Source organism: Komagataeibacter sp. FXV3 (assembly GCF_015155755.1).
Taxonomy (GTDB): domain Bacteria; phylum Pseudomonadota; class Alphaproteobacteria; order Acetobacterales; family Acetobacteraceae; genus Komagataeibacter.
Genome location: NZ_VWPI01000018.1, coordinates 1 through 13,584, shown reverse-complemented (window position 1 = coordinate 13,584; position 13,584 = coordinate 1). Strand labels below are relative to the sequence as shown.

General features: G+C 60.6%; 9 protein-coding genes. 5 read left to right on the top strand and 4 right to left on the bottom strand.

Features of this window, described 5'->3' with window-relative positions:
• Nucleotides 1-71: 71 nt before the first annotated feature.
• Together F1542_RS01735 and F1542_RS01730 are read right to left on the bottom strand one after the other, a co-directional pair.
• Nucleotides 72-2,141: an FUSC family protein gene (locus tag F1542_RS01735; protein ID WP_193731503.1), complete on the bottom strand. Its 2,070-nt coding sequence runs from the start codon at nucleotides 2,139-2,141 to the stop codon at nucleotides 72-74.
• A gap of 85 nt (nucleotides 2,142-2,226) precedes the next feature.
• Nucleotides 2,227-3,948 carry an NAD-dependent malic enzyme gene (locus F1542_RS01730; protein ID WP_193731502.1) on the bottom strand — a complete coding sequence of 574 codons (1,722 nt, stop codon included), beginning with the start codon at nucleotides 3,946-3,948 and terminating at the stop codon, nucleotides 2,227-2,229.
• 105 nt (nucleotides 3,949-4,053) lie between these two features.
• Here F1542_RS01730 and F1542_RS01725 point away from each other — a divergent pair, with 105 nt between their 5' ends.
• On the top strand, nucleotides 4,054-4,971 hold the full coding sequence (locus F1542_RS01725) for a LysR family transcriptional regulator (protein WP_227672385.1): 918 nt from the start codon (nucleotides 4,054-4,056) through the stop codon (nucleotides 4,969-4,971).
• Between the two features lie 121 nt (nucleotides 4,972-5,092).
• On the opposite strand, the gene F1542_RS01720 is transcribed toward F1542_RS01725, so the two are convergent.
• Nucleotides 5,093-6,040, bottom strand: a complete 948-nt coding sequence (locus F1542_RS01720; protein ID WP_193731501.1) for an isopenicillin N synthase family oxygenase — start codon at nucleotides 6,038-6,040, stop codon at nucleotides 5,093-5,095.
• A 325-nt stretch (nucleotides 6,041-6,365) separates the two neighbouring features.
• On the bottom strand, nucleotides 6,366-7,547 hold the full coding sequence (locus tag F1542_RS01715; RefSeq protein ID WP_193731500.1) for an ATP-binding protein: 1,182 nt from the start codon (nucleotides 7,545-7,547) through the stop codon (nucleotides 6,366-6,368).
• Nucleotides 7,548-7,872: 325 nt separating this feature from the next.
• On the opposite strand from F1542_RS01715, the gene F1542_RS01710 reads away from it, so the two are divergent.
• The 4 genes from F1542_RS01710 (at nucleotide 7,873) to F1542_RS01695 (ending at nucleotide 13,377) form a co-directional block, all read left to right on the top strand.
• Nucleotides 7,873-9,618 (top strand): carbohydrate porin, encoded by a 1,746-nt coding sequence (locus F1542_RS01710; RefSeq protein WP_193731499.1) that lies wholly within the window; start codon nucleotides 7,873-7,875, stop codon nucleotides 9,616-9,618.
• 193 nt (nucleotides 9,619-9,811) lie between these two features.
• On the top strand, nucleotides 9,812-12,226 hold the full coding sequence (locus F1542_RS01705; protein ID WP_193731498.1) for a TonB-dependent siderophore receptor: 2,415 nt from the start codon (nucleotides 9,812-9,814) through the stop codon (nucleotides 12,224-12,226).
• Between the two features lie 30 nt (nucleotides 12,227-12,256).
• Nucleotides 12,257-12,946, top strand: coding sequence for a Fe2+-dependent dioxygenase (locus F1542_RS01700; RefSeq protein WP_193731497.1), 690 nt, complete (start codon nucleotides 12,257-12,259; stop codon nucleotides 12,944-12,946).
• Between the two features lie 224 nt (nucleotides 12,947-13,170).
• The gene (locus F1542_RS01695) at nucleotides 13,171-13,377 is read left to right on the top strand and encodes a cold-shock protein (RefSeq protein ID WP_007398099.1); all 207 of its coding nucleotides are present in this window, start codon (nucleotides 13,171-13,173) and stop codon (nucleotides 13,375-13,377) included.
• Nucleotides 13,378-13,584: the final 207 nt, after the last annotated feature.

The window sequence follows — 13,584 nt, the reverse complement described above, 5'->3', positions numbered from 1 at the left end:
ACCAGGAACGCCGCCTTTTTGACAAAAGGAGACACCCAGAAAACCTTTATTATTCCCGGATATAACAGGCATTATTCCACTCCCGCCGCCATGGCGGTCACGCAGGCCGAAGCCGTGCGGCTGATCCCGTCAAGGCAGGCCAGCACCTCCAGCAGCCTGCCATTGCCGGGATCGGCCTTTTCCATATGGGCCAGCCGCCTGCGCGTGGCCCGGACCATGGCGATGCCGCGCGGACTGACCGGCCGGTAGCGCACCAGCACACGCAACAGTTCGGTAATGACGTCCGATACCGTATCGCGCCGCTGCCGCTTGAGCTGGCGCAGCAGCAGGATATTCAGCCCGACGGAAGAAAACATGAGCATGAGCCGGATCCCGGCGGCAGCGCTGCGGTCCCTTTCCTGTGCGGCATGGCGCACCATGCGCCCGATCCGGTCCACGCTGGTGCCAATCCACCATTGTGGCGATGGCGGCAGGGGCACAAGGCACAGCCGCCGCAGTTCACCACGTATATGCATGCCAAAACGCAGCCGTTCGTCCCGCGCGCGGAATGGCAGGACCAGCCGGAACACCAGCACGCTCAGCCCCACCGCCAGCACCGTGTGGAAGGCACCATTCAGGAATGTGATTTCATCCACCCGGCTCTGGTTACCGGGCATGAGCAGGTTGGGCATGAGCAGGCCATAGGCCGCAGCCGCCCCCGCCGTGCCCCGGTTGCATTTGGCAAGCCCGCCCACGAACAGGAATATGCCCAGCACGAAGGCGAATTCCTCGTAATCCGTAAGATAAGGCAGGATCCACAGGTCAAGGGTGCCCGCGGCAACAGCCGACCATACCGCCCCCGACAGGAACCGCGTCGTGCCCACAACCGGATTTTCACGCGTGGCGAACAGCCCGCAGACCAGCGTGGTAATGGCGATGAACCCCATGCCACCGGGCCACGCCGTGCATTCGTAAACGAAAGCCGCCAGCATGATGGCGGCGGCGCCACGCAACCCGTTATACAACGCCAGCCGGATATCGCGGTGGCCACCCAGATGGAAGCGGAAACGGTCATGCGCTGGCGGGCTGAAAATGGCGTGGCAGTGATCCAGCGCCGTTTCCAGATCATCCATCGTGGCCGCGAGTACGCCATGGGTAATGCGGGCCGTTTCCTGTTCACCATACGCCGCGCGCCGTTCAAACAGGGTGCGCAGGTGCGTGACCTGCGCCTGCACGCCGTCCAGCGCTCCGGATTTCAGCCGGCAGGCCGCCAGCCGGTCACATAGATGCAGCAATTGCCCCCGTGTATCCGCCAGCACTCCGTCATCGGCCAGCATGGCACGCTCCGCCCCGCCGGACAGGCCGACAAGGCGGGTGACAAGGATCGAGACCTCCGCCAGTACGGCGCGCGCGTGATCGCCCGCATGCACCTGCCGCCCCATTTCGATGGCCGGGAATTCCAGCCCCTGATGGACCGATACCACCATGTCCGAAAACTCACCGGCATGGACCAGCGTGTCACGGTCATGCAACACGATTTCGCGCAGCAGCGTGCCCAGACGATGCAGCACGTTTTCCACCTGCGCCGCCATGGTGGCCTGAGCGCGCGTGGACAGGCTGACGGTGAACAGCATGGCCATCCCCGCCTCGCACACCACGCCAAGGATAATATAGGTGGCGCGTGAAATGCCGATGAAAAACACGTTGTCCGGTGCGGATGCCGCCGCAACCGCAATGATCGAGCAGGTATAGCCCGACAGCACGAAGGCATAGGAACGGAAGTTCAGGCAGAACGTGGCAAGGAAACTGCACAGCCCGATCCATGTCGCCACGGCGGGAAAGAACAGCCATGACTGCTGTGGAAAGGCGGCAATGAACACCACGGCCGCGACAGCACCGACCAGCGTACCCACGATACGCCATCGCGCCTTGGACATGCTTTCGCCCCGGCGCACCTGCGCCACCGACCATACGGTGGCGACCGCCCATTGCGGGCTGTCCAGTTCCATCCACAGCGCAATGGCCAGCGCCACGATGGAGGCAATGGTATTGCGCAGCGCGAACGCCACCGCCTGTGGCGTGGGACAGAACAGCCAGCGCAGCATGTCCCTACCCACCGGCCAGCGCATGACCGGATCGGGCATGAAGCGGGAAATATTCATCTGATCCTGCCCGTCATGGCATGGCGGACACGTTTTACTTCCCCTTATGGAAGCCGTTTGCCCATGAAAATTGTCTCAGGCAGGCCTAGCGGGCAGAGGGCGCCTTTTCATACGGGCGGTACCGTGCGGTCCACACGGCATCATTCAGCGCGGCCTCGAGCGTTTCGGGCGATGCCTGGGGGGCAACCCCTTCCACCTGTCCCTGCCGGATCACGGCCCGGGCCACGGCCATGGCCACGGTGCGCAGTTCGGATACGGGCGGCAGCAGGGGCGCTGTCGCCTGATCATCCGCCCCGGCGGCGGGCGAAAGCCCCGCCAGCGCATGGGCCGCGGCAAGGAACATGCCATCCGTCATGCGCGTGATGCCACCTGCCACCACCGCAAGACCCACGCCGGGAAAGACATAGGAATTGTTGATCTGGTCCACCGGACGCTGGCGTCCATCATACTCCACCGGGGCGAATGGACCACCTGTGCCGATGATCGCACGTCCCCCCGTCCATTCCAGCAGGTCGGCAGGCGTTGCCTCGATATTGGCGGTGGGGTTGGACAGGGCGAAAATGACCGGACGCACCGACTGCCGCGCCATGGGGGCCACGATATCACGCGTAAAGGCGCCACCCTGTCCCGATGTGCCGATCAGCATGGTGGGACGGGCATTTTCCATCACCTCGGCCAGCGTGACATGGGCGGGATCAGCCACATTCCACGTTGCCGCGATATCGGCAGGCTGTACGAAGGGACGCTGGCCTTCGGTCACGCCGTCCATGCCCGTGCGCACGAGACCGTTGATATCGACCATGAAGAAACGGCGGTTGGCCTCCTCAGGCGTCATGCCGTCAGTCACCATCATCTGCGCCAGCAGGTCGGCAATGCCGCAACCCGCGCCACCTGCGCCAAAAATGACGATCCGCTGCTGCGCCAGCGGGGCCGCACCGGCACGGATCGCGGCCAGCAGCGCACCCGCCGTCACCCCGGCCGTACCCTGGATATCGTCATTATAGGTGCACATCCCGCCACGATAACGACGCAGGATCCGCAGCGCGTCCGCACCCGACAGGTCTTCCCAATGCAGGGCGATATTGGGCCAGCGCGCATTAACGGCAGCCACGAATTCGGCAATGAAAGCGTCATAATCCGCCCCACGCACGCGTTTGTGCCGCCAGCCGATATATTCCGGGTCTTCCAGCAAGGTGGCATTATCCGTACCGACATCCAGCAAGATAGGCAGCGCGCGCGCCGGGTCCAGGCCGCCACAGGCAGTATAGAGCGACAGCTTGCCAATGGGGATGCCCATGCCATTGGCCCCCTGATCGCCAATGCCAAGGATGCTGCCGCCATCACTGGCCACGATCACGCGCACCCCATCCCATTGCGGGTCTGACAGGATTTCGGCAATGCGGCCCCGGTCCGTGTAATTCAGGAACAGGCCGCGCGGGCGGGTCCAGATATGGCTGAATTCCCGACAGGCCCGGCCAATCGCGGGTGTGTAGATGACGGGCAGCCACGCCTCCAGCGCCTGATCGATAATGGCGTAGAAAAGCGTTTCATTCCTGTCCTGGATTTCGCGCAGCGCAATATGTCGCGAAAAGTTGTCCGGCAGCGCCGCCAGCCGCGCACGGGCAAGGTCCGCCTGTTCTTCCAGCGTTGCAATGCGTGCGGGTAACAGGCCATGCAATCCAAACAGGTCACGTTCACGGCTGTCGAATGCATTCCCCTTGTTCAGAACTGGACAATCCAGAAGTTCCCTGCCTGACAGCGCTGTTTTGAGGGAAGTGTGACAGGTGGACTGGACTGTATCCGACATAAGAACCCGATATTGCGATAACAGTTGAAGAGTGCGCAGGATACGGATCTGCACATCTTCGTGTAGGGCATACGATTGCACGCCAACCGTACGCCAGACGCAATCATGGGACGCCTTATGCCGGATGAAATCAGTGACCTGAAGTTTTTCTGCATCCTGACCGCATCGGGCAGCATTGCCGGGTGCGCACGCGCCATGGGCATGTCGTCTGCCGCCATGAGCCGCCGCCTGAGCGCCATGGAAACCCGTCTGGGCACGCGTCTGGTCACGCGCACGTCGCGCCATTTCGCCCTGACGGCAGAAGGCCAGCGCCTGCATGAGCACGCAGTCAGGATCATGCAGGAAGTGGAGGAAGCCGAGGCCGAACTGACCGCGCGCGCCGGTATCCCGCACGGCCTGCTGCGCGTGGGCGTGCCATCGGAAATCGGGCGCAAGCTGCTGGCTGGCGTGGTGGCCGCCTTTGTCGGGCAGTATCCCGATGTCACCGTGCACCTGACCCTGTCGGATGCGGGGCTGGATGTAATCGATGATGGTCTGGACATTGCCATCCGCCCCGGCATGCCATCGGATCAGGAAGTCATGACCACCAGCCTGATCAACAGCCGCCGCGTGGTATGTGCATCCCCTGATTACGTCGCGCGCAAGGGATTGCCCGCCACACCGCATGACCTGCTGAAACATGACTGCATCTGCCTGATCCGCCGCCAGCGCATATTCAATGAATGGGCCTATCTGGACGGCAAGGTGCGCAAGGAAATCCACGTAACACCCCGGCTTGCCACATCCAGCAGCGAGGTCGTGCATGACTGGGCGGTAAACGGGCGGGGCATTGCGCTGAAGGTACTTTGGGATATTGCCGATGACCTGAAATGCGGTCGTCTGATCGAATGTCTCAGCACCTATGCGTGGGAGGACGTGACGCTGTATGCCGTCTATCCCTCCCGCGCGCACCTGCCCTCGCGCACGCGGTTTTTCCTTGATTTCGTGCGGCGTGAACTGCGCCAGAACTATTTCGGGACGTAAGAGAAAGTTTTTGATGACGCTTTTTCAAAAAGCTTCGAAGAACGCCACCTTTTTGAAAAAAGGCGACACCCAAAAACTTTTCTTTTTTATCAATTGGTTGTTTTGAAATCCTTTAGGATATTCATGTCCGCCCACCATAATTCGCCCGGATGCGTTCATCCAGATAATCGCGGGCGGTAATGGGCGCATATTTCTTCCGTGGCCCCTGAATGATCGCGTCACGGTTGGCCTGACAGAAAAACGGCAGGGACAGGCGCGGGCCAAGATATTCATCGCGCCGGGGCATACGCACACGGTGCAGGGTGGATTTCAGGCGGTCATCGCTCCAGCGCATCAGCATGTCACCAATATTGCACGTAACCGCGCCCGCCACCGGCGGCACGTCGGTCCAGGCCAGTATATCCACATCCTTGCCGGGACAGACCTGCAGCCCTCCCTGCCCCGGCCGCTGGTGCAGCAGTGTCAGGCAGTCAAAATCGGAATGGGCGCCCGCACGCCAGAATTCGAAATCCGCGTCGCGGGCATTTTCCATGCTCATGTAATGGATCAGGCGCAGGGTACTCTGGTACCCGGTTGATGCAGGATCGTGGTTACGGGTGAAGAAATCCGCATCGAACCCCAGCCTGATCGCGAAACACGACAGGATTTTCATTCCCAGTACCCAATTCTGGCGTTCGAAACGCCGCATGCGAGCCTGAAATCCGGGCAAGGTGGTTTCGGCTGGCCATATGTCTTCCCCCATCCGCGGCAGGGTGATCTGGTAGGATTCCTTGTTATCCGGGGTGCCGGTGGAAGGGCGGACCTGCGCACGGTATTCCCACCCGACATTGGATCCGGGATGGCGGGCATGACGTGCCTTCTGGTCCATGGGCAGGTCAAAGAACCCTTCGGCCGCGGCAAAGGCAGCGTCCACATCCGCGGCGTCAATGCCGTGATTGATGACCTGAAAAAAGCCAACCTGTGTTGCGGCCTCCCATAATGCATCGGCAATGACAGATTTGCGCCTGTCATAATCCGACAGGTCGATCTGCGGGATATTACGGGCAATACAGGTGCCCTGCCCGCCCATCAGGGCTTCCCGATCCAGTTCGGACTGCGCATTGCCATGTGCGGGTGCAGGTATGGGGACATGCGGTGTTCTCCGGTCAGAAGGTTTTTCCTGCCGGGCACGCAAGGGTTACAGGGCATGGCGCGACCGTCCCGATCCGGTGTTGCCGGATGATGCGGAAAAAAACGCCATCAATATAAAATGCCATGCAAGCCAGCGGCCCACAAATCAGGAACTGATTGGTGTGGAGCAATGCCCAGGATACAATCCCGACCGCTTCTACTCGCCCCCGACAACAACATGCCGGGGCATTTTCCGTCAAGACCGAAAACCGCGTGGACTGGCCTTATCCCTGCGGTAGCCAGACGCTGCAGCATGTGCCCTGTCCCGGCGTGCTGGTTATATCCAGCCGGCCACCATGGCGGTCCACGATATGTCGGACAATGGCCAGCCCCAGTCCCGTTCCCTGATCGCCCCCGCTGTGCCCGGCAGACTGGGACACACGATAGAACCGTTCGGTCAACCGGGGCAGGTGCTGCGCCGCGATGCCCGGACCGTTATCGCGCACCGAAATCACAAGCCCGCCGTTTTCCAGCCAGTGCGCCGCAACATCGATCCGCGCCACGGTCGGCGGCGCGGGACGGCCATAACGCAGTGCGTTTTCACACAAATTGACCAGCACCTGTAAAATCTGGTCCGCATCCCCCCGCACCGTGCCGGGTGGTGGCGCATGGATAATGATGGCGGCCCGGTCTTCCGCCGGTTTGCCCTGCAGTTCATCATTCAGGCGTGCAAACAGCTCAGGTAGCACGACCTGACCCTGGGGGCGCTGGTGTTCAAGCATCTGCACGCGCGACAGGTACAGCAACCGGTCAATCAGGCGCTGCATGCGGGCGGCCTGCCGGGCCATGATGGCAAGGAATTTCTGCCTTGCCGCGGCATCGTTCGCGGCTGGCCCCTGCAATGTTTCGATAAAGCCGATCAGGGCGGCCAGCGGGGTGCGCAGTTCATGACTGGCATGGGCGACAAAGTCACTGCGCGCGCGGTCCAGCGCATCACGCGCCGTGGCATCCAGCAGCACCACAACGCAGGCGGGATGGCCGTGCCACGACCCTGCCTTCACAAACGCCTGCACCACGCGCCGGACGGGCACATCGGCTTCGATCCGCACCTCGCTCACACCGCCGGGTTGCAGGTCTGCCACGGCGCGCTGCAGGGCGGGATGGCGGATCAGGGTACCCAGTCCTTCGGCAAATTCAGACTGTGCGCGGGGCGCGGCATGCAGAAGCCGCCCCCCACGTGACAGTACGACCAGGGCGACGGGCAGTTCATCAACCGTAATCGTGTCGGCATCCCCACTGGCGACGGGGTTCGCCAGCGCACGGGCGGGAAACCGGCCCACCCTACCGGCGGAGGACGCAGCCAGGTGCACGCCATATCCCCCCGCGACCGCACCGATCACCAGTCCCACCACCATCAGAACAAGTGCTGTCACCCCATTCTCCCATTCCCGGCCTGCGCAGGGCATGACACGGGCGATACCATGATGCCGGGACAGCGGAAAGCAGAATGATATTTGTAATAAAATTACAATTTGTGCGGTGCAAAATTAATATAATTCTGAAATGTTTGACATTTCGATAATTTTAAAATACGCATCGATCATCATAAAAATAAAAACAATGGTTGAATAAAATCATGATCCACACGATCCTGCTCCACACCGCATCTGCCCGCTTTTCCGAATGCGTCATGTACGTGCCCGTCCCCTGATACGGCGACAGCACGCACCCAGGCATCCTTGCCGCGTTTTCACGCCCCGCCATCCGGCCCGGCCACGAGAAAATCGACAGATGACAACACTGACACGCCATGCCCGTGACCCGCATGGCCGCCATCACCCATTCCCCCATGCCTGCGGTTGGCTGCTGGCCGTAAGCACCATGGCGCTGCCAGCCCACCGCGCCCTTGCGCAGGCCGCATTCCCTGCGGCCCCTACGGTTCCCTCCCTTGTCATGTCCGGCGCGGTTTCCGCCATGCCTGCGACAGCGGTGGCATCAGAGGGCATGACATCCGAACGGCAGATCAGCCTCAACCTGGATGCAGAACGTCTGGGACCGACGCCCGGGGCCATCCGCCGCCCCCCCAACACGCCCATTCCGCCCAGTGGCGTGCCGACCTACCCATCCGCCGGGCTGGCAACCATGAGTGTCGCCCCCGTCAGCAGCCCCGGTGACAGCAGGGCGTTCCACAAGATCGAGCTGGATGCCATCCTGACCCATCACGAAGGGCCGTCCGGGCTGCTGCCCGAATGGATCGACGCGCAGCATGACACCGATCTGGAAGACCCGTACTATGTTCCCACCGCAGGCAGCGGCCACCTTGTCCCGCAACTCAATCCGTTGCGGAAGAAGCTGCTGGATCATGGCGTAAGTTTCGCCTTCACCTACAAGGGCGAAGCGATGGGCGTGATCAATGGTGGCGTGGAACGGGGCATGAGCTACGTGCACGAACTGACCGCGCAGGTGAACTTCGACCTGGAAAAAATGGCGGGGATAACCGGCTGGTCGGTCCACACACTGGTGATGGAACGCGCGGGCCATGCCGTAAGCCATGACCGCGTGGGGGAATATTACGTCAACCTGCAGGAAGTCTATGGCCTGTCGGGCAACGTCGTGGCCCATCTGGTGGATTTCTATGCCGAAAAGAAACTGTGGGACAACCATCTGGACATCACCTTCGGCCGCATGGCGCTGACCCATGTGTTTGCCACGTCGCCGCTGCTGTGTTCGTTCATGGTCACTTGCTCCGCGCCTGTGGCGCTGAAGCTGGATCCCGGTTTCAGCGTGTACCCGAAGGCAACATGGGGGTCGCGCATCCGCATGCGGCCCACGCGTGACACCGCCATCCAGCTTGGCGCGTATTCGGTCAGCGCCCTGACCGACAACCCCAGCGGCTGGGCATGGGGTAGCGAGAAGGCGACCGGCCTCATGCTGCCTGTCGAATTCACGTGGCAGCCGTTCCTGACCCGCAACCGCCTGCCGGGGCATTACGTGCTGGGCTATGCGCATGACACCACGCGCTATCCCGACCAGATCGGCATTGGCCTGCCCCCCGCCCTGCGTACGGCGGCAGGACACCAGCGATCGGCGCCCATGGACATGTTCTGGTTCGAAGGCGACCAGATGGTCTATCGCCGGGGCGGGCGTAACCAGATGGCAGGTGGCTACCTGATGGCGGGTTATATCCACAATACCCCGCACGTGACCTCGATTTCGGATGAAGCCTATGGCGGCCTGTCCTTTGCCGGTGTCATCCCGTCGCGGGTTACGGACCGGCTGGGCATCATGTATTCATGGTACCATGTCAGCCACCGCAAGGAGGAAGGGCAGATCCTGCGGTATGAAGCCGGTTATTCGCTGGGCACCGCCGTGCGCGCGCCGCAGACGGATTCCCACATCATAGAAGCCTATTACGCCATTGACGCGATGCCGGGCATACTGGTCCAGCCGGAATTCGAGTACATGATCCGGCCGGGTGAAACCAAACACATTCCCAATGCCGCCCTGGTCGGGCTGAAGGTCATCGCCAACCTGTAACATGCCTGTCGCGCATTGGTGCACAAAGCCCCGTATCCCCTGTGGTGCGGGGCTTTTTCGCGCTCGGGTTGTAATTGATAATGCGAATTTGTTGCATTTAAGAGACACAGGGAAGCGAAGCGCCTCAGGGGTTATTGCGAATAATTATCAAAATAGATATGCAGCCTTCATGCAATTAAGAGGCTGTTGCAATATGACAAACCAGACCATCCGCCAGAAACTCAGGCCTTTCTCCCTGCTCACCGCTTCCATGGCGCTGGCCTGCGCGGCTACCGGCGCGCAGGCTGCCGCACAGGACACGACATCCACATCCCCGACCGGCAGCACCAAACAGGCCCGGACGACCACGGCATCGGATACCGATACAACGGACCTGTACAATCATTCATCCGATACATCCCATGACCTGACCCATGTCACCGCATCCCCGATGAATGTGCTGCATGAATCCATCGGGCTGAGCCGGATGCCGCAGGACGCCATGCACACGCCACAGAACGTGAATGTGGTGCCGCAGGTGCTTATGCAGCAGCAGAATGTCAAATCCCTGGATGAAGCGCTGAAGAACGTGCCCGGGATCACCGCATCGGTGGGTGAAGGCGAAGGCGGCATGGCGGGGGACCAGTTCCTGATCCGTGGTTTTGCAGCCCAGAACGATATTTATGAAAACGGCCTGCGTGACTTTGGCGTCTATACGCGCGACAGCTTCTATTATGACCATGTTTCGGTCATCAAGGGGCCGTCATCGGAAGTATTCGGTAACGGCACCACGGGTGGCGCGATCAATATCGTGACCAAGACCCCGCATCTGGGCAACAGCTACCAAGCCAGTTTTTCAGGCGGCAGCGGGTCCTATTATCGCGGCACGCTGGATGTGAACTACCAGTTGAACAGCACCACCGCCTTCCGCCTGACGGGCATGGGCAACGAAAACAATGTCGTTGGCCGTGACGATATCTATTCCCACCGCTGGGGTATCGCGCCGTCCATCGCATTCGGGCTGGGCAAGAAAGTGTCGTTCGTGCTGGAATATTTCCATCAGAACGATAACCGCATTCCCGATTACGGCGTGCCGGTTGTCTATTCCTCCGCCGGTGCCATTGGCCGCCCCGTTACAGAATACGGCGTCAAGCGTACCAACTGGTATGGCACCACCTATGACCAGGACAATTCCAGCACGGACATGATTACCGGCCGCCTGACGGCCAGGGTCAACCCGATCCTGACATTATATAACGACATGCGTGGCGGCATCTTTCATCGCTATTTCTCCGCATCACAGGAAGCATGCTCGAACTTCAGCAGCGGCGCCGTGCTGACCAACAACACATTCAATGGCGTGTCGCCTTCATCCACCTGTCAGTCCGATTTCTTTTCCGCCAATCCCGGTGCGGCACAGGTGGCGCGTAATGGCGGGGTGGGTGGACCCGAACCCTACCGGCAGAGCGACTGGTCCATACAGGACGTGTTTTCCGGTGTCGCCCACCTGAAAACCGGCGGCATCCGGCACGAGATCATTGGCGGCTTCGACATTGAATACGTGACCGACCACCGACAGAACTACGCCTACGGCTCCAACCGTCCCGGCACCAGCCTGCTTGACCCCTCACCCTACGTGCCCGGCCTGACATTGGGGGACTGCAACCAGTATCCGAACCGGCTGGTCAATATCGGCAATGGCGTGGGCCGCAAGTGCTACAAGGACAGCGACGCGCTGGATGTGGGCTTCTTCCTGTCCGATCAGATCTGGCTGACGAATTACCTGTCGGTGAAGGCAGGTTTCCGCTGGGATAACTGGAACAGCCATTACAGCGCCACCGGCGGTAGCACCGCGACGCCGGATGTGCATTACGGGCAGAACGAAACCACCATCAACCCGTCGGTCAGCATCATGTACACCCCGCGCAGCAACCTGATGGTGTATTTCAACTGGTCGGAATCCACCACGCCGCTGAGCATGTATGTCACCAACAGTTCCGAACCCATGAACGCCAAGAACGCAACGGCCGCGCCCGAACGCAGCAGGCTGTATGAAGTGGGTGCGAAATACAGTGCTTTCCACGACCGCGTCGGCTTTACGGCGGCCCTGTTCCGGCTGGAAAAGAACAATTCGGTGCAGACCGATCCCTCCACCGGGGACATTACCGCCACCAGTGACCAGGAACGCAACCAGGGGCTTGAACTCAGCGCATCGGGCACCCTGCTGCGCAACTGGATGTTCTATGGCACCTATGCCCTGTATGACCCCACCATCACCAAGGCCGGTTCCACTTCATCCAAGCAGGGCGGGCAGATCCAGTATGTGCCCCATAATCAGGCCACGGCGTGGACCAGTTATGAAATCGCCCCGCGCAAGCCATGGAACATGACCATCGGCGGCGGCATCACGTGGCGGCAGGGTGTATGGCTGGATCAGGCCAACACGGCGCGCGTGCCCGCCACGGTGGAATTCGACGCCATGGTATCGCACCATTTCGCCGACCACTGGAAAGTGGCGATGAACGCCTATAACCTTGATAACCGGCTGAATTACGGCAGCCTGTTTTCAAACCGGGTGACGCCTTCCATCGGTCGGTCGTTCCTGTTCAACATCTCGGCCCAGTACTGATCCCCAACGCCATATGCCCAAGATCCCGCCATGCTGCTGCACATTCCCGCCCTGCTGACGGCCGATGAACTGGCCCATTGCCGTGAAACACTGAAAAACGCGCAATGGACCGACGGACGCGAGACGGCAGGCGCACAGTCAGCGAAGGCCAAGAACAACCTGCAGCTGCCCCGGGATTCAGAAGCCTGTCTTGAACTGGGGCAGCTTGTGCTGCGCGCGCTGGGCCGCAATGCCCTGTTCAACAGCGCGGTGCTGCCCTACCGGGTCAGTCCGCCGCTGTTCAACCGCTATGAAAGCGGCATGAGCTTTGGCGCGCATGTGGACAACGCCATACGCGGCATCCTGTCGGGGGGGATCCATACGCGTATCCGCACGGATGTCTCCTCCACACTGTTTTTTTCCGACCCGGATGAATATGACGGCGGTGAACTGACCATTCATGCCAATGGCAATGAACAGGCAATAAAACTGCCGGCGGGCGACATGATCCTGTATCCCACCACCGTGCTGCACAGCGTCACCCCGGTAACACGGGGCAGCAGGCTGGCAGCCTTTTTCTGGTCGCAGTCCATGATTGCCGAAGAAAGCCGGCGGCAGATCATGTTTGACCTGGACATGCAGGTGACATCGCTGCGCGAACGGCTGGGGGATGCCGATTCCGCCGTACTGTCACTGACCAATATCTACCACAACATGATGCGCCAGTGGTGCGCGCTTTAGCCCGCCATCTGATGCCCGACAGGAAATATTTCCGCTTTTTTGAATATTTTCCGTGCTATTTGCGTGCAACCTCTATACAAGATGCCCCACGGCTGGACTTTTCAGCTACGGACAAGATTTCAATTGCAGCCACGCTACGCGGCCTTCTGGCATCCCCGATAAAACGAAAAGTCTCGATTCCGCGCATGTTCGCGTGGGTGCCGGTTACGCAAGGAGGCCAACACATGGCCGCAGGAACAGTTAAATGGTTCAACGCCCAGAAGGGCTTTGGATTTATCCAGCCTGATGATGGAAGCGCTGACGCTTTCGTTCACATCTCTGCAGTCGAGCAGGCTGGCCAGCAGACCCTGAACGAAGGACAGGCTGTGACCTACGACCTCGAACGGGGCCGTAATGGCAAGTCTTCCGCAGTCAATCTGAAGATTGGCTGATAATTTCGGCAGGAACCCCGGTTCCTGCCGTTTTTATTTCTACCCTCTTTTACAGCCAGACAGCATGTTCCGGTTCCTGATACTGGTGCTGGCCTGCCTGCCCCTGCATCGTGCCATGGCACAGATGCCCGGCGCGGTCCCCGGTGGCTGGAATGGCAGCGTGGCATTGCCCCACGCAACGATGGCCCCATTGGGCCCGTCCATACC

Coding starts and splice junctions, on each gene's coding strand:
- F1542_RS01735 (WP_193731503.1), bottom strand. CDS start 2,141: ATGAATATTTCCCGCTTCATGCCCGATCCGGTCATGCGCTGGCCGGTG.
- F1542_RS01730 (WP_193731502.1), bottom strand. CDS start 3,948: ATGTCGGATACAGTCCAGTCCACCTGTCACACTTCCCTCAAAACAGCG.
- F1542_RS01725 (WP_227672385.1), top strand. CDS start 4,054: ATGGGACGCCTTATGCCGGATGAAATCAGTGACCTGAAGTTTTTCTGC.
- F1542_RS01720 (WP_193731501.1), bottom strand. CDS start 6,040: ATGGGCGGGCAGGGCACCTGTATTGCCCGTAATATCCCGCAGATCGAC.
- F1542_RS01715 (WP_193731500.1), bottom strand. CDS start 7,547: ATGCCCTGCGCAGGCCGGGAATGGGAGAATGGGGTGACAGCACTTGTT.
- F1542_RS01710 (WP_193731499.1), top strand. CDS start 7,873: ATGACAACACTGACACGCCATGCCCGTGACCCGCATGGCCGCCATCAC.
- F1542_RS01705 (WP_193731498.1), top strand. CDS start 9,812: ATGACAAACCAGACCATCCGCCAGAAACTCAGGCCTTTCTCCCTGCTC.
- F1542_RS01700 (WP_193731497.1), top strand. CDS start 12,257: ATGCTGCTGCACATTCCCGCCCTGCTGACGGCCGATGAACTGGCCCAT.
- F1542_RS01695 (WP_007398099.1), top strand. CDS start 13,171: ATGGCCGCAGGAACAGTTAAATGGTTCAACGCCCAGAAGGGCTTTGGA.